Genomic DNA, 16,216 nt, shown 5'->3' with positions numbered 1-16,216 from the left:
GCCGGGCGTCACACGGCGGCGACCTCAGCGTAGTGGCAGGCGGCCGGGTGGCCGTGGCCGCGCTCGACCAGCTCGGGCGCCTGCTCGACGCAGGCGCTCTGCTCGTCCGTCGTGAGCTGCGCGAACTTCGGGCAGCGCGTACGGAACCGGCACCCGCTCGGCGGGCTGACCGGGTTCGGCATGTCCCCTTCGAGGACGATCCGCTCGCGCGCCCTGATCCGTTCCCGCCGCGGGTCGGGCACCGGGATGGCCGAGATCAGCGCCTGGGTGTACGGGTGGGCGGGCCGGTCGAACAGCTCGTCCCTGTCGCCGATCTCGACGATGCGGCCCAGGTACATCACCGCGACCCGGTGCGCGATGTGCCGCACCACGGACAGGTCGTGGGCGACGAAGAGGAAGGCGAGGCCCAGCTGCCGCTGGAGGTCCTCCAGCAGGTTGACCACGCCCGCCTGGATCGACACGTCGAGCGCCGACACCGGTTCATCGAGGACGATCAGCTCGGGCCGCATCGCCAGCGCGCGGGCGATGCCGACGCGCTGCCGCTGGCCGCCGGAGAACTCGTGCGGGTAGCGGTTGCCGTGTTCGGGGTTGAGCCCGACGTTGCCGAGCAGCTCCCGCACCCGGTCCGGCCCGTCCTGACGGTAGGTGCCGTGGATGCGCAGCGGCTCCGCGATCGCGTCGTTGACCGTCATGCGGGGGTCGAGGGACGCGTACGGGTCCTGGAACACGATCTGCATGCGCTGCCGCAGGCGGCGCATGCCGGCGGCCGTGACGGCGCCGAGGTCCTGGCCGTCGAGCAGCACCTGCCCGGAGGTCGGCGGTTGCAGGTTGAGCACGGCCCGCCCGGTGGTGGACTTGCCGCAGCCCGACTCCCCGACCAGGCCGAGGGTTTCGCCGCGGTGCAGGTCGAACGACACCCCGCACACGGCGTGCACGTCCCCGGTCGTCCGCCGCAGGAGGCCCTTGCCACGCACCGGATAGTGTTTGACCAGGCCCCGCACGGACAACAGCGGCTGCCCGCTCATGGCGCACCTCCAGCGGCGTCGTCGGCTGACGTCACGGTGAAGACGTCCTCGGGCCGCCGCCCTTCCAGGTCGGCGGAGAAGTGACAGGCGGCCAGGTGGTCAGGGCCGGAGGAGGCGGCCAGCTCCGGTTCGGCCGTCTCGCACGGGTCCTGGCGCATCGGGCAGCGCGGCGCGAACGGGCATCCCGGCGGCAGGTCGAGCAGCGACGGAGGCGATCCCGCGATCGGCGTCAACCGCTCGCCCCTGCGGGCGCCGTCGAGCCGGGGAAGGCTGCCGATCAGACCGAGCGTGTACGGCATCCGCGGCGTGTAGTAGATGTCGTCGACGCCGCCCAGCTCCACCGGGCGGCCGGCGTACATGACGAGCACCCGGTCGGCGGCCCCGGCGACGACGCCGAGGTCGTGGGTGATCAGCACCATGGCGGCGTCGGTCGCGGCCCGCGCGGTCTCCAGCGCCCTGAGCACCTGGGCCTGCACGGTGACGTCGAGCGCGGTGGTCGGCTCGTCGGCGATGATGACGTCGGGGGAGTTGGCCATGGCGGTGGCGATGACGACGCGCTGGCGCATGCCGCCGGAGAACTGGTGCGGATAGTCGCGGGCGCGTTCGCGGGGCCGGGGGATCTGCATCATGGCGAGGAGTTCGACGGCGCGTTCGCGGGCCTGGGCGGTGGTGACGTCGTTGTGTGCCCTGACCGCCTCGGCGATCTGGTCGCCCACCGCGTAGACCGGGTTGAGCGAGGTCATCGGGTCCTGGAAGACCATCGCGATCCGGCCGCCGCGCAGGGCCCGCATCCGCTTGTCCGGCGCGCCGATCAGCTCCTGGCCGCGGAACCGGACCGAGCCGCCGATCCGCGCCGAGGCCGGCAGCAGGCCCATCACCGCCATCGAGGTGACCGACTTGCCCGAGCCGGACTCGCCGACGATGCCGAGCACCTCGCCGCGCCGCAGCTCGTAGCTGACCCCGCGGACGGCGCGGACCAGGCCGTCCTCGGTGGGGAACGACACGGTGAGGCCCTCGACCTCGAGCACCGCCTCACGTTCGCTCATGCGCGCACCTTCCGCTGGGTCGGGTCGAAGGCGTCGCGCAGCCCGTCGCCGATGAAGTTGATGGACAGGGCGATCACCACGATGAACGCGCCGGGGAAGTAGAACAGCCAGGGCCGGGTGCTGACCGCGGTGTCGGCCTCGCTGACGAGGAGGCCGAGGGAGGTGTCGGGAGGTTGCACGCCAAGGCCGAGGAACGACAGCGCCGTCTCCACGAGGATGGCGGCGGCCACGAGGATGGTGACGTTGACGATGATGGGTCCGAGCGCGTTGGGGATCAGGTGCCGGAAGATGATCCAGCGGTCGGTGGCGCCGAGCGCGCGGCTCGCCTCGACGTACTCCTTCTCCCGCAGCGACAGCACGACGCCGCGTACCACGCGGGAGACGTACGCCCACTGGAGGGCGGCGATGACGAGCGCGACGAACCACCAGGAGCCGGAGGTGGCGCGGGTCAGCACGGCGGCGACCGCCAGCAGCGGCAGCGTGAGGACGAGGTCGGCGATCCGCATCATCACGCTGTCGGTGATGCCGCGGTAGTAGCCGGAGAACGCCCCCCACAGGGTGCCCACCAGCCCGGCCAGGAACGCGATGAGCAGGGCGATCTCGATCGAGCGTTGCGTGCCGCGCAGCACCTGGGCGAACGTGTCGTGGCCGAGGTTGTCGGTGCCGAACGGGTGGTCGAGCGAGGGCGGTACGGACACGGCCGAGGTGATGTCGGCGTAGTCGTAGCGCCAGAGCGCGCCGCCGACGAAGGCCAGCAGGACGACGGCGGCGAACAGCGCCAGGCTGATCACGGCCGCCTTGTGCCGCAGGAAGCGGCGGAGCACCAGCTCGCCCTGGCTGCGCTGGCGCACCGCGCCGGCCGCCTGAGCGCTCGATGGGGGGCGGGGTGCCGCCTCGGTGTGGTCACTCATGGCGAATCCGGGGGTCGAGGAGGGCGTACAGCAGGTCGGCGATCAGGTTGAAGACGATGACCGCGACCGCGACCACCAGCAGCCAGGCGAGCACCGCGTAGGCGTCGCGCTGGTTGACGGAGGTGACGAGGAACTCGCCGAGTCCGCGCCACTGGAAGACCGTCTCGGTGATCACGGCGCCGGAGATCAGCGTCGCGAAGTCGAGCGCGGTGACGGTGGTCATGGGGATGAGGGCCGTGCGCAGGGCGTGGCGTACGACGACGCGCCGCCTGGACAGTCCCTTGGCGCGGGCGAACAGGACGTAGTCGCTGTTGAGCACGTCGAGCATGGACGCCCGCTGAAACCTGCTCCACGCGCCGAAGGAGAGCAGCGCCAGCGAGATCGTCGGCAGCACCATGTGGCCGGCGGCGTCGGCCAGCTGGGCCCAGGCGCCGCCCTCGACGATGACGGATTTCTCCCCGATCGTGTACACGACCTGGTCGCCGATGAGGTTGTTGAGGGAGATGCCGCCCTGCTTGAGCAGCACGGCGAACCAGAACGACGGCATCGACAGGAACAGGAACGCGGCGAACGTGAACCCGTAGTCGATGCCCGAATACTGCTTGACCGCGCTGATCACGCCCACCACGACGGCGAGCACGAGGGCGAGGAGCACCGCCACGGCTATCAGCCGCAGGGTGACCCCGAACCTGGCGGCGATCTCGTGGCCGATGTCCACGTTGGTCCGCACGGAGGGGCCGAAGTCGCCCTGCACGACGCCGGTGATCCAGGTCCAGTACCGCTGCAGCGGCGGCTCGTCCAGGTGCAGGCGCTGCTCCTCGACCGCGATCACCTGCGGCGACGGCGGCGGGTTGCGGCCCTTGAGGCCCGCGAGCGGGTCGCCCGCCATGGTCACGAGCAGGAAGACGGTGAAGGTCGACGCCACGATCACCGGGACGGCGACGAGGAGCCGGCGGAGTGTGTAAGTGACCACGAGACCAGTGCAGTCCACCGGCCGGGCAGGCTCTTCGTGGAGAGGGACGTAAAGTGGCCGCCGACTTCGTGCGATCGGATGAACTGCTGCGCGGTCCCGGCGTCGCAGGATGCTCGCATGTCGACGACCCTGGTGATTCGCGGTGGCACAGTCCATGACGGCAGCGGCGGGCCCGGCCGCGTGGCCGACGTCCTCGTCGAGGGTGACCGGATCCTCGCCGTGGGCCCGGGCGGGGGCGATCCCGGCGCGCCCGTGCTCGACGCCACCGGCCTGGTGGTCGCGCCCGGCTTCGTGAACGTGCTCAGCCACGCGTACTTCACGCTGGAACGGGACGGCCGCGGCCTGTCCGACCTCTACCAGGGCGTCACCACCCAGGTCTTCGGCGAAGGGATCTCGATCGGCCCGCTCACCGCCGAGATCAGGGCCGAGCTCGAACCCGGCATGGCGCCCGACGACCCGCCGCTGACCTGGGACCGCCTGTCGGAGTTCCTCTCCCACCTCGAGACCAAGGGGGTGGCGCAGAACGTCGCGAGCTTCGTCGGCGCGCACAACATGCGGATGATCGGCGCGGGTGCGGACGACCGGCCGATGACGGCGGTCGAGCTCGACCGCGTCCGCGGCATCCTCGACGAGGAGATGGCCGACGGCGCCCTGGGGCTGGGATCGGCGCTCATCTATCCGCCGGGGTGCTTCGCCCCGACCGACGAGCTGGTGGCGCTGTGCGAGGTCGTCGCGCGGCACGGCGGCATGTACATCTCGCACATGCGCAGCGAGGGCGACCACTTCCTCGACGCCGTCGACGAGCTGATCGAGATCGGCCGCCGGGCCGAGCTGCACGCGGAGATCTACCACCTCAAGACCGCGGGACGGCGGAACTGGCCGAAGATGGCGCGGGCCGTCGAGCGCATCGAGGCCGCCAGGGCCGCGGGCCGGCCGGTGACCGCCGACGTCTACCCCTACCTCGCCGGGCAGACCCAGCTCGCCGCCTCGATCCCGCCGGAGTTCCACGACGGCGGCCACGAGGCGCTCACGGCCAGGCTCGCCGACCCGGGCGAACGGGCCCGTATCCGTGCGGCCGTCGTCACCCCGTCGGAGCGCTGGGAGAACCTCTACCTCGCCGCGAGCGGCGCGAGCGGCGTCATGCTGCTCCCCGACCCGAACGGGCCGGTGGCGAAATACCGCGGCCTCAGCCTCGCGCAGGCGGCGGACGCGGACGGCACCGACCCCGTGGAGATGCTGCTCCAGCTGGTCGAGCAGGAGCCGGCGCTGCACGCCATGTACTTCATGATGGACGAGGAGGCGCTGCGCACCGCCCTGCGCAAGCCGTGGGTCTCGGTCTGCTCCGACGCCCCCACGTTCGCCGCCGAACCGCCCGACTCCGGCGTTCCCACCCATCCGCGCGCCTACGGCAGCTTCGCCCGGATCCTCGGCACGTACGTCCGCGAGCAGTCGCTGCTCACCCTCGGCGAGGCCGTGCGCCGGATGTCGAGCCTGCCCGCGGGCAACCTCGGCCTGCGCGACCGCGGCGTGCTCGCCCCGGGCAACTTCGCCGACATCGTCGTGTTCGACCCGGACACGGTCGGCGACCGCGCGACGTACGAGGACCCCCACCAGTACGCGACCGGTGTCCGGCACGTGGTGGTCAACGGGGAGACCGCGCTGGCCGACGGCGTTCCCACCGGGCGCCTGTCCGGCCGGGCCCTGCGCCGCCGGCGCTGAGACGACAGGAGAAACGCGTGAAAGAGCAGGTGGAGCAGGTCCTCGACGCGGTCGGCGCGCGGGCCTGGGCGCACGCCGTCGATCTCGACAGCGGCGAGGAGATCGGGTACGGCGAGGACGGGCTCGTGGTGCTCGCGAGCGTCTTCAAGATCCCGGTGCTGGTGGAGTTGTTCCGGCGGTTCGGCGACGGTCGGCTCGACCCCGCGGAACGGATCGACGTCCCCGTCGAGGGGCGCTCGGCGGGACCGACCGGGTTGTCCGTGATGGCCGACCCGATCGAGCTCTCGCTGCGCGACCTCGCGTACTGGATGATGAGCGTCAGCGACAACGCGGCCACGGACCTGCTCGTCGACCTGCTCGGCACCGAGGCGATCAACGCCACCCTGCGCGGGCTCGGCCTGACCGCGACCCGGGTCGACGGCACCTGCGACGACATCTACCAGAGCATCTACGAGGACGTGCCGGACGAGCAGGCCGGCCCCGAGGTGTGGCGCGCCGCCCGCGCGGTGGACCCGGAGCGGTCCCTGCAGGCAGGCACCCCCCGCGAGATCACCCGGCTGCTCGCCGCCATCTGGAACGACGAGGCGGCGCCTGCCGAGCAGTGCGCCGAGATGCGCCGCATCCTCAGCCTGCAGGCCTGGCCGCACCGCCTGCGCTCCGGGTTCACCGAGCCGGACGCGCGGGTGAGCGCCAAGACGGGCACCCTGCGCTTCTGGCGCAACGAGGCCGGTGTCGTCGAGACCGGCGGCCGCACGTACGCCGTCGCCGTCTTCGTACGGACCGACTCCTGCGAATACCGCATCCCCGTCGCGGACGCCTGCGTCGGCACGGTGGCCAGGATCGCCGTCGACCACGTGCGCGGCGCCGTGACCCGCCTCCGGCCGCGGAGCACCGCCAGGGTGGCGACCCCCGGCCAGATCCGCGACCACGCGCGCGAGCTCGGCGCCGACATCTGGCTGCACGCGCGCGACCTGGCGACCGGCAGGTCGGTGGGCGTCGGGGAGAGCACCCCTGTCGTCACCGCCTCGGTGCTCAAGGTGCCGGTCGCCCTCGAACTGGCCCGCCAGTCGGTGGCCGGCGAGATCGATCTCTGCGAGCGGATCACCGTGCCGCCGGGCGGGGTGCCGTCGCCGTACGGCCTGTCGGTGCAGCGCGACCACACCGTCATCTCGTACCGGGACCTCGCCCAGCTGATGATCGTGATCAGCGACAACGTCGCCACCGACCTCGTCATCGACCGGGTCGGCAAGGACCGCGTGGCGGCGCTGCTCGCCGAGCTCGGTCTCACCGCGACGGCCGTGCCGCAGAACTGCGCGGAGATCCTGGCCTCCCTGGAGGAGGACCTCGGGATCAGCTACCGCGACGACGAGCGGGAACTGGCCGAGGTGCCGCTGGAACGCCTCCAGGCGCTGCGGGCGCTGGTGCCCGAGGAGACCTGCCGGACGACGCCCGAGGAGATCACCCGGCTGCTGGCCGGGATCTGGCGCGACGAGGCGGCCGCGCCCGAGGCCTGCGCGCTGGTCCGCGGCTGGATGGGCGACCAGGTCTGGCCACACCGGCTGACCAGCGGGTTCCCCGGAGACGACATCGTGGTCAGCGGCAAGACGGGCACCCTCCCGCTGGTCCGCAACGAGGTCGGCGTGGTCGAGTTCGCCGACGGCGGCAGGTACGCCGTGGGCGTCTTCACCCGTGCCGACGACCCGTCACCCAACGCTCCCCACCTCGACGCGCTGATCGGCTGGGCGGCGGCCAACGCCGTCGCGCAGCTGCGCGGCGAGCGTCCCTGACCCTTCTCTGCATCTGGAGCAGACCATGGCTTACCGCGGGAAGCACTCCCTGGCCCTGACGACGAGCGCCGTGGCACTGCTGCTCGCTGCCTGCGCGGGCGGAGGCGGCACGACGGCCGGCGACGGTCGCGTCGCCGGCGACGTGAACACGGCCAACACCGCGAAGGTCGCCAAGGGCGGGACGGCGACCTACACCATCACCTATCCGATCTCGAACTGGAACGTGCTGAACTCCGCCGGCGCGACGTACTCGGTGCTCGACATCTCGAGCGTGCTGATGCCCGGCGCCTTCATGATCAAGCCGGACGGTACGCCGATCCGCAACGAGACCCTCGTGACGAGCGCGGAGAAGGTCGGCGACTCACCGCAGACGATCAAGTACACGATCGACCCCAAGGCGGTCTGGTCCGACGGCCGGCCGATCTCGGCGGACGACTTCATCTACACCTGGCGTGCCCTCGACCCGCGCGAGTGCCCCAAGTGCCAGGCGTCCAACACGGCCGGCTACGACCGGATCAAGTCGGTGAAGGGCTCGGACGGCGGGCGGACCGTCACCGTCGTGTTCGACAAGCCGTACGTCGACTGGCAGGCGCTGTTCTCGCCGTTCCTGCCGGCCCACGTCGCCGAGACGTACGGGCCGACCGACACCGCCGCGGGCCTGGCGAAGAGCTTCAACGAGGGCTTCGCCAAGTCCGTGCCGAAGTTCTCGGCGGGCCCGTTCCGGATCGAGGAGTACACCTCCGACGGTTCCGTGGTGATGGTCCGCAACGAGAAGTGGTTCGGCCCGCCGCCGAACCTGGACAAGCTGGTCTTCAGGCTCATCACGGACGTCGCGCAGCAGCCGACCTCGCTGGCGAACGGGGAGGTCGACGTCATCTACCCGAACCCGCAGGTCGACATCGTCCAGCAGGTCGAGGAGCTGCCCGGGGTCCGCTACCAGGTGACGCCGGGTGCGTCTGTCCACAAGCTGTGGCTGAACCTCAACGCCCGCGCCCTCCAGGACGTCGCCCTGCGCAAGTCGATCTTCCAGGCGATCCGCGTCCAGGACGTGATCGACAAGACGATCGGGCAGTTCGACGACACCGCGGAACCCCTGCTGAGCCACATGTTCATCGGCGGCGCGCCCGGCTACTCCGACGTGGTCAGCCAGCTCGAGTACGGCATCGGCGACGTCGAGAAGGCGAAGAAGACCCTGACCGACGCGGGGTACACCGGCGTCGGGTCGAAGCTCGCCGACCCGGACGGCAAGGCCGTGCCCCCGCTGCGCATCGTGGTCCAGGCGGGCGACCAGCTGCGCGCCAGCGAGGCCCAGCTGGTCAAGGCGGCTCTCGCGCCGCTGGGTCTGGACGTTCAGGTCGCCACCGTCGCCAACACGATCGAGGCCGTGCAGGAGGGGAACTGGGCGATGACGGTCGCCACCGTGTCGCAGTCGCCGTTCGCGGCGACCAGCAACATCCCCTACTACCTGAGCTGCCCCGAGGACCAGACGTTCTGCCGGTTCAACCTCAACAACTACGGCAACCCCAAGGTCGACCGGCTGCTGAACGAGGCTCTCTCGGCCGCCGACGCGCAGGCGGCGACGGTGAAGCTGCAGGAGGCCGACAAGATCGTCTCGTCGGACTATGCGATCCTGCCGCTCTACCAGAACAGGTCGTTCCTCGCCTACAGCGCGAAGCTCGGCAACGTCCGCGACAACAGCCTGGGGTTCCCCACCTACAACACCGAGCAGTGGGGCCTGCTGGGCGAGTCATGACGGGTCACCACCGGGACCGGGCGGATCCCGTCTCCTTGACCACGCCCCGGTCCCTGGCGACGCGGTAGAGCCGCAGTTGCAACGTCGCGGCGAGCCGCGCGTCGGCGTCGGCGAGGTCGAGGCCGGTGATCTCGCAGACGCGGCGCAGCCTGTACCGGAACGAGTTGGGGTGCAGGTGCATCGCGGCAGCCGCCTCCGCGACGTTGCCGAAGGCGTCGAGGTAGGCCGACAGGGTGTCGACGAAGCCGCTCTCGTGCTCGGCGTCGTAGTCCACCAGCGCTCCGAGCGAGCCGAGGTGGAGCTCGCCGTCCTCGGCGACGAGATCGGCCAGGCGCAGCAGCAGCGACTCCACCTGGACGTCGCTGTAGCGGGCGATCCGCCTGCCGCGGCGGTCGGTCTGCAACACCCGCAGCGCCCGGTCGGCCTCGCGGCGGGAGTGGGTCACCTCGGCGAGTGACATGGTGGCCCGCCCGACCCCGATGACGGCGTCCGTACGCGCCCCCACCCGGGCGAGGAAGTCCACCGCCAGCCGGACCACGGACGCCGTGCCGTCGCGGTCGCCGCTCGCGCCGACGGGCAGCACGACGTAGGTGGTCCCGCCGAGCAGCGCCGCGGCCGAACGCGGGTGCACCGCCGAGAAGTGCAGGGCGAGGGCGTCGCGCAGCCGTTGCATGGCCGCCTCGGTGTCCGCGGCGTCGCCCGTGACGACCTGCGCGGCCATCACGCAGAGCCGGCCGTCGGTGAGCCCGAGGCGGTTGGCCGCCTCGGGAGCTCCGGGCCCGCCCTCCAGCACCATGGCCACCAGGTCGGCGCTGAGCCGGCGCCCGACGTCGGCGCCCGCCCTGGCCCGCAACATGTGCAGCGCCACGATCTTGGCCGAGTCGGCGAAGGCCGCCGCACGCGCCTCGGACAGCGGCTCCCTGACCACGGCCCACATCGAGCCGAGCACCTCGTCCCCGGCCCTGACAACGATGGCGACCCGCGGCAGCATGTCCTCGGCGAGGGGCTCGACGTAGACCGGGGTGCCCTTGGAGAGCTCGCGGAACGCACCCCGCTGTTCGAGCAGTTGCGTGTAGCGGTCGGGGACCTGCCGGCCGAGGATGGTCTCGACCCGGCCCTGGTCGGCGCAGTGCTGGTGCCCGGAGAAGGCCAGCACGCGTGACGCGCGGTCCTCGATCGTCACCGGCGCGTCGAGCAGCGACCCCACCGCGTTCGCGAGGGCGAACAGGTCACCGGCCGGCGCTCCGGCGAGCAGGTCCGCCCCGCCGGTGAGGTCGGTCGTGGCCAGCGGCAGTGCCCTGAGCATGGCGGCCACGTGCGACCACGAGGCGGCGCGGTTGAGCCCGAACAGCGCCACGCCGCTGTCCCGCACCGCCGCGACGACGGAGGCGTCCGCGGTCACCGGGTGCTTGACGACGAGCCCCACCGCACGGCGCTCGCCGAGGCGGCGCAGGAGCCCGGCGATCGCGTCGTTGTCGTGCAGGCCCACGCCGAGCACCAGCTCGCCCGGTTCGACGGTCAGTTCGTCGCCCGGGCCGTGGATCGCCACACCCGTCAGTTCGCCGTCCAGATCCCCGGGAGACGCTATGAGGTCGAGCAACATGCGTCCGAGGTCGTCGAGCAACCGCGAGAGCCGCGCTCTTGGTGCAACCATCGGTGACCGATCCTAAGCCCCACATTGGACATAAGGCCAGCTCTCGGGCTTTTGTCCTCTGCGCGATGCCGGTCAGTCCCACCGGAAGAACGCGGCCGAGACGGCGCCGCCGACGAGGACCGTCACGGACAGGCTCATCAGATGGAGGGGCTCGATCGGGGTGCCCGCCCAGGCGTTCGACAGGACCTCGACGGTGGCGCCGAACGGCAGCCACTCGCCCACCATGGCCAGCGTCTCGGGAAGGGCCTCCCGGCTGCCGAACAGCCCGCCGAGGGCGCCGAGGGCGAAGAAGGCGACGAGCCCGATCGCCACGGCCGAGTTCGGCGTCGGGGCGACGGCGGCCACGATCATGCCGGCCGCGTACATCGCCGCGGTCGCGAGCAGCAGGAGGCCGATTGCCGTGACGGGACGCAGGGGGAGGTTGGCGTCGAAGACGAGCACGGCCACGGCGAGCGCCACCCCGATGCCGATGATCGTCTGCAGCGCGCTCACCGCCGCCTGGGCGATCAGCACCATGGCCGGCGAGGCCGGCGTGACCGACAGGCGGCGCAGGATCCCGGCACGCCGGTAGTACGCCAGGAAGCTGGGCATGTTGACGACGCCGATGGTGGCGATGACGATGGCCAGCACCAGGGGCAGCACGTACAGGTCCAGCACCGTGCGGCCGTTGACCACCACCTCGCCGCCGGCCGACGAGGCGTTCATCACGAGGATCAGCAGGGGCAGCCCGATGGGCACGACGAGCCCGGCCGTGTCGCGGACGACCATCTTGGCCTCGCACCGGATGAGCGTCAGCCACGACCCGAGGCCGGGACGGCGGGCGTCGGCGTTCATGAGGTTCCCTCCGGCCGTGATGCGAAATGGGAGACGAACGCGTCGCCGACGGTCATGAGATCTCCTCCGGCCGCGATCCGGAAAGGGCGACGAACGCGTCGTCGAGGTTCGCGGCTCCCGTCCTGGCGACCAGCCCGGCGGGCGTGTCGAGCGCCACGAGGCGGCCGGCGTCGAGGAGGGCCACCCGATCGCAGAGCCGCTCCACCTCCTCCATCGCGTGACTCACGAGCAGGACCGTGACCCGCTCGTCGCGCAGCCGCTCGACCGCGGCCCACATCCGCCGGCGCGTACGCGGGTCCAGCCCGGTCGTGAGCTCGTCGAGGATCACGACGCGGGGCCGCCCGACGAGGGCCACGGCGATGGAGAGCCGCTGCTGCTGGCCCCCGGAGAGCTTCTCAAAGCGGGTCGTACGCCGGTCGGTCAGCCCGACGAGCTCCAGGACCTCCTCGACGGGTCGCGGATGCGGGTAGAAACTGTGGAACAAGCCGATGAGCTCGGCGACCGTCAGCGCGTGGTGGAGCTGGGCCTCCTGGAGCTGGACCCCCAGCACCTGGCGGAGCCTCGCGCGGTCGCGCCCCGGATCGAGGCCGAGCACGCGGACACGCCCGCTGTCGGGCGTCCGCAGCCCGGCGATCATCTCCACCGTGGTGGTCTTGCCGGCCCCGTTGCCGCCGAGGATGCCGAGGATCTCGCCCGTCCCGACGCGCAGGCTCACATCGTCGACCGCCACCGTGTCGCCGTAGCGTTTGCGGAGGTTCGCGGCCTCCACCGTCGTGTCCGTCTCTTCCATGCGGCGACGTTAGGCGGGCCCGGCGGGCGCGCGCCTGTGCCGAAGGTCAGGGCGTGCGCGCATGACTTTCGGCACCCGAGGACGGCGCCGGGCCCGCGTTAGGGTGAGGCCATGCGTCGACTCGGGCCGGAGGAGTGGTCGGGCCTGGCGATGTTCGTCGTGTCGGTCGTGGCCGGCGGTCCGGTCCTGACCGGCGCGGCCGAGGCGGTCATTCCCCGGGCCCTGTGGATCACGTTGTTCGTGGTGTTCATCGCGGCCGTTCTCGTCGCCGGCGGCTCGGGCCGTCAGCGGTGGGTCCGCTACGCGGCGTTCGCGGCGGCGGTCGTGGCGGCGTGGGCCGTGGTGGTGTCCGCGGAGCAATGGAGCCTCCTGCCGATCCTGCTGGTGATCGTCGCCGCGATGAGCGTCCACGTCGTGCCCCCGTGGGCCGGCTTCGTCGTGGTGGGGCTCAACACCGTGGTGCTCGTCCTGTCCGCGGCCTGGCGCGGCATGGACGCCGCGGAGGTGGCCCTCGGCATCGGCTTCTACGTGCTCATCCAGGCGGCGACGCTGCTGAGCTCGCTGGTGACCATGCGGGAGCAGCACATGCGGCGCGAGCTGGCCGAGGCGCACGTCGGGCTCCAGGCGGCGAGCGTGTTGTTGTCGGAGTCGGCGCGCACCGCCGAGCGGCTCCGGATCTCCCGCGATCTGCACGACCTCATCGGCCACCAGCTCACCGTGCTCACCCTGGAGCTGGAGGCGGCGCGTCACCGCGACGGGGAGCGGGCCAGGGAGCACGTCGAGCGGGCCAACCGGGTGGCGCGCGACCTGCTGGGCGACGTACGCGCCACCGTCGGCCGGCTGCGCACCGAGTCGTCCGACCTCACGGAGGCCCTGCGGCAGGTCGTGCGCGACCTGCCCGGCCTCGAGGTGTCGATCGAGGTCGCGCCCGACGTGCGGGCAGGCGAGGAGCAGGTCGTGGCGCTCGTACGAGCCGTGCAGGAGATCGTCACCAACACGATCAGGCATGCCGGCGCCCGCGAACTGTGGATCGAGGTCGCGTCCGACGGCGACGCGGTGCGGCTGACCGCGGTGGACGACGGCCGTGGCGCGGCCGATCCGGTGCTCGGCAACGGGCTGCGCGGGCTGGCCGAGCGGTTCGAGGCGCTCGGCGGCGAGGTCAGCGTCGACGGCCGGAGCGGGTTCCGGGTCACGGCTCAGGTGCCGGCGTCGTGACCCGGGTCGTGGTGGTCGACGACCAGACGCTCGTCCGTCAGGGGATCCGCAGCCTGCTGGAGGTCGCCGACGTCGAGGTGGCCGGCGAGGCCGACGACGGGCGGGCGGCGATCGAGGTCATCGCGGCGACCAGGCCGGACGTGGTGCTGCTGGACCTGAGAATGCCGCGCTACGACGGGATCTGGGCGCTTGAACGCCTGCGTGAGCGCGGCATCGGGACGCCGGTCCTCGTGCTGACGACCTTCAACGACGACACGCTCGTGCTGCAGGCGCTCCGGGCGGGCGCGCGCGGCTACCTGCTCAAGGACGTGACCTTGGAGCAGCTGACCAGGGCGGTGCGCACCCTGGCCGACGGCGGCACGCTCGTCGCGCCGTCGATCACCGACCGGCTGCTGCGCGCGATCCGCTCCGGCCCCCCACCGGCCGGTGGCGACGCGGCACCGGTGCAGGAGCTCACCGAGCGCGAGCTCGAAGTGTTGCGGCTCGTGGCCGAGGGCTACGCCAACCGGGAGATCGCCAGGGCGTTGTTCCTGGCCGAGGGCACGGTGAAGAACTACGTGTCCACGATCCTGCTCAAGCTCGACGCCCGCGATCGCACCAACGCCGTGCTGCGCGCCCTGCACGAAGGCATCCTGCGCTGACGGTCCGTCGATGACCGATCACGGTAAATGAGCTCAGGGTCTTGACCTGGGCGTGCACCGTCTCGTACTTTCCTTGTACTTCAAATATATCGAGGGTATACGGATGACCTTGACCGGACGGACAAAGACTGAGCAGGCGTACCACGTTCTGCGAAGGGCGATCGTCACGGGCGACCTCGTCGAGGACCTGCCCCTGGACGACGCGATGCTCTCGACCCGCTACGGGTTCGGGCGCACCCCCATCAGGGAGGCGCTCAAAAAGCTGGCCGACGAGCAGTTCATCAACTACCCGCCGCACCGCACCCCTTATGTGCGCGGGATCCGGGTCAGGGATCTGTCCAGGCTGTACGAGTCGCGCCACCTCCTGGAGGAGCCGGTGGCGCGGCTGGCGGCCAGGCGCGCCACCCCAGCGCAACTCGACGAGCTGGAACGGATCTGCGATCGCATCGACGACGAGATCGCGGCCGGCCAGCCGTACGGGGCCATCGAGTACGACCACCAGTTCCACCTCGAGATCGCGAAGTCGACCGACAATCCGTTCCTGGCCGAAGCGGTGAACCGGCTCAACTGCGGATCTCTGCGGATCTGGTATCTGGCCCACAGCACGCTCGGCATGGAGAACACCAACGAGGACCACCGGGCGATCGCGGCCGCGCTCAAGGACAAGGATCCGGACAGGTCAGAGACGCTGGTGCGGCAGCACATCGACAAGTCGTACGCACGGCAGATGGCGCTGCAGCAGCTCGACCCCCTGATCCCCCCGCCGCCGGCCCGGTCGTCGCAAGGAGAACCACCATGAAGTTGAAGCCGTTGGCCTGCGGGCTGCTCACCATAGCTCTGGCCACGGTGGCGGGCTGTTCCGGTAGTTCCAGCACCCCCACCAACGACGCGCCCGACGCAGGAACCATCACCGTCAAGGGATATTCGGGAATCTTCGAGGACGTCTTCAAGAAGTCCGTCATCGAGCCGTTCCAGAAGAAATACCCGAAGATCAAGGTCAACTTCGTAGGCTCGGCCAACTCCGCCGAGAACCTGGCATCACTGCGCGCCGCGAGAAACAGTCCGGACACCGACATCTCCATCATGGACATCTCCACCGCCGGCACCGGCAACAAGTCCGAGGTGTTCCAGCCGCTCGACCCGGCCAAGGTGCCGAACATGAAGGACATCGACCCCAAGGGCAAGGTCGAGGGCAACTTCGGCCCGGCGCTGACGTTCGACAGCCTCGTCCTGCTCTACAACGACTCCGTCACCCCGGCCCCCACGTCGTGGAACGCCCTGTGGGACCCCAAGTACAAGGGCAAGGTCGTGGTGCCGGCCCAGCCCGACATCCAGGGCACCGGCCTCATGCTCATCGAGAACGCCAAGGCGGGCGGCGACTACACCAAGTCCGTCGACCAGGGCATCGCCCGGCTCAAGCAGCTGGCGCCGAACGTGCAGACCTGGGCGCCGCAGCCCGACTCGTACACGCTCGTGCAGTCGGGGACCGCGGCGCTGGCCGTCGGCTGGAACGCGCGCGGCCAGTACTACGCCGACGAGAGCAACGGCAAGCTGAAAGTCGCCATCGTGGACGAGCAGACCATCTTCCAGATCAACACCATCAACCTGGTGAAGGACTCGCCGTCCCCGGCCGCCGCGCAGACGTTCATCAACTACACGCTCAGCCCCGAGTCGCAGGAGGCCTTCACCGAGGCCATGTTCTACGCGCCCACCAACACCAAGGCCAAGCCGAGCGAGAAGGCGCTGGAGCGAACCTCGCTCGACCCGGCGAAGTCCGCCGAGATCCTGCAGGTCGACTGGACACAGGTGGCCGCCAACCGCGAGAAGTGGACGCAGTTGTGGCGCCGAGAGATCCTGGCGAGCTGAGG

The 16,216-nt window shown here is 71.1% G+C and carries 12 protein-coding genes and 1 pseudogene; 7 read left to right on the top strand and 6 right to left on the bottom strand.

Annotated features, from left to right (window positions below; all coding sequences use genetic code 11):
* Window positions 1–8: 8 nt before the first annotated feature.
* The 3 genes and pseudogenes from ABGA98_RS19480 to ABGA98_RS19470 all read right to left on the bottom strand — a co-directional run bounded on the left by ABGA98_RS19480 (window position 9) and on the right by ABGA98_RS19470 (window position 3,955).
* Window positions 9–2,071, bottom strand: a pseudogene (locus ABGA98_RS19480) (ABC transporter ATP-binding protein).
* On the bottom strand, window positions 2,068–2,982 hold the full coding sequence (locus tag ABGA98_RS19475; RefSeq protein WP_347619747.1) for an ABC transporter permease: 915 nt from the start codon (window positions 2,980–2,982) through the stop codon (window positions 2,068–2,070). Before ABGA98_RS19475 ends, ABGA98_RS19480 begins: the two are co-directional and overlap by 4 nt.
* Window positions 2,975–3,955 carry an ABC transporter permease gene (locus ABGA98_RS19470; protein WP_347619746.1) on the bottom strand — a complete coding sequence of 327 codons (981 nt, stop codon included), beginning with the start codon at window positions 3,953–3,955 and terminating at the stop codon, window positions 2,975–2,977. The genes ABGA98_RS19475 and ABGA98_RS19470 overlap by 8 nt, the downstream gene beginning before the upstream one ends.
* 117 nt (window positions 3,956–4,072) lie before the next feature.
* Between ABGA98_RS19470 and ABGA98_RS19465 the strand changes: the two genes are divergently transcribed.
* From ABGA98_RS19465 to ABGA98_RS19455, 3 genes are read left to right on the top strand one after another with little or no spacing between them, the layout of a single operon-like run.
* Window positions 4,073–5,674 (top strand): D-aminoacylase, encoded by a 1,602-nt coding sequence (locus tag ABGA98_RS19465; RefSeq protein ID WP_347619745.1) that lies wholly within the window; start codon window positions 4,073–4,075, stop codon window positions 5,672–5,674.
* A gap of 17 nt (window positions 5,675–5,691) precedes the next feature.
* Window positions 5,692–7,461: a serine hydrolase gene (locus ABGA98_RS19460; protein WP_347619744.1), complete on the top strand. Its 1,770-nt coding sequence runs from the start codon at window positions 5,692–5,694 to the stop codon at window positions 7,459–7,461.
* A gap of 25 nt (window positions 7,462–7,486) precedes the next feature.
* Window positions 7,487–9,214 (top strand): ABC transporter family substrate-binding protein, encoded by a 1,728-nt coding sequence (locus ABGA98_RS19455; protein ID WP_347619743.1) that lies wholly within the window; start codon window positions 7,487–7,489, stop codon window positions 9,212–9,214.
* A 4-nt stretch (window positions 9,215–9,218) separates the two neighbouring features.
* Here ABGA98_RS19455 and ABGA98_RS19450 read toward each other — a convergent pair whose 3' ends face one another.
* The 3 genes from ABGA98_RS19450 to ABGA98_RS19440 all read right to left on the bottom strand — a co-directional run bounded on the left by ABGA98_RS19450 (window position 9,219) and on the right by ABGA98_RS19440 (window position 12,492).
* Complete coding sequence (locus ABGA98_RS19450) at window positions 9,219–10,868, bottom strand: helix-turn-helix domain-containing protein (RefSeq protein ID WP_347619742.1); 1,650 nt, start codon at window positions 10,866–10,868, stop codon at window positions 9,219–9,221.
* A gap of 72 nt (window positions 10,869–10,940) precedes the next feature.
* The gene (locus ABGA98_RS19445; RefSeq protein ID WP_347619741.1) at window positions 10,941–11,702 is read right to left on the bottom strand and encodes an ABC transporter permease; all 762 of its coding nucleotides are present in this window, start codon (window positions 11,700–11,702) and stop codon (window positions 10,941–10,943) included.
* A 52-nt stretch (window positions 11,703–11,754) separates the two neighbouring features.
* Window positions 11,755–12,492, bottom strand: a complete 738-nt coding sequence (locus ABGA98_RS19440) for an ABC transporter ATP-binding protein (protein ID WP_347619740.1) — start codon at window positions 12,490–12,492, stop codon at window positions 11,755–11,757.
* Between the two features lie 111 nt (window positions 12,493–12,603).
* Here ABGA98_RS19440 and ABGA98_RS19435 point away from each other — a divergent pair, with 111 nt between their 5' ends.
* The 4 genes from ABGA98_RS19435 (at window position 12,604) to ABGA98_RS19420 (ending at window position 16,214) form a co-directional block, all read left to right on the top strand.
* A complete protein-coding gene (locus tag ABGA98_RS19435) occupies window positions 12,604–13,707 on the top strand; it encodes a histidine kinase (protein WP_347619739.1) in 1,104 nt (367 codons plus the stop codon).
* A complete protein-coding gene (locus ABGA98_RS19430) occupies window positions 13,704–14,348 on the top strand; it encodes a response regulator transcription factor (protein ID WP_347619738.1) in 645 nt (214 codons plus the stop codon). Before ABGA98_RS19435 ends, ABGA98_RS19430 begins: the two co-directional genes overlap by 4 nt.
* A gap of 109 nt (window positions 14,349–14,457) precedes the next feature.
* The gene (locus ABGA98_RS19425) at window positions 14,458–15,147 is read left to right on the top strand and encodes a GntR family transcriptional regulator (RefSeq protein ID WP_347619737.1); all 690 of its coding nucleotides are present in this window, start codon (window positions 14,458–14,460) and stop codon (window positions 15,145–15,147) included.
* Window positions 15,144–16,214, top strand: coding sequence for an ABC transporter substrate-binding protein (locus ABGA98_RS19420; RefSeq protein ID WP_347619736.1), 1,071 nt, complete (start codon window positions 15,144–15,146; stop codon window positions 16,212–16,214). Before ABGA98_RS19425 ends, ABGA98_RS19420 begins: the two co-directional genes overlap by 4 nt.
* The last annotated feature ends 2 nt before the right edge of the window (window positions 16,215–16,216 follow it).

Origin of the sequence: Nonomuraea sp. B1E8 (genome assembly GCF_039871515.1) — a bacterium.
In the GTDB taxonomy this organism is placed as follows: domain Bacteria; phylum Actinomycetota; class Actinomycetes; order Streptosporangiales; family Streptosporangiaceae; genus Nonomuraea.
Note: the sequence above shows the minus strand (reverse complement) of the source record. Positions and strands in the feature narration are given on the sequence as shown.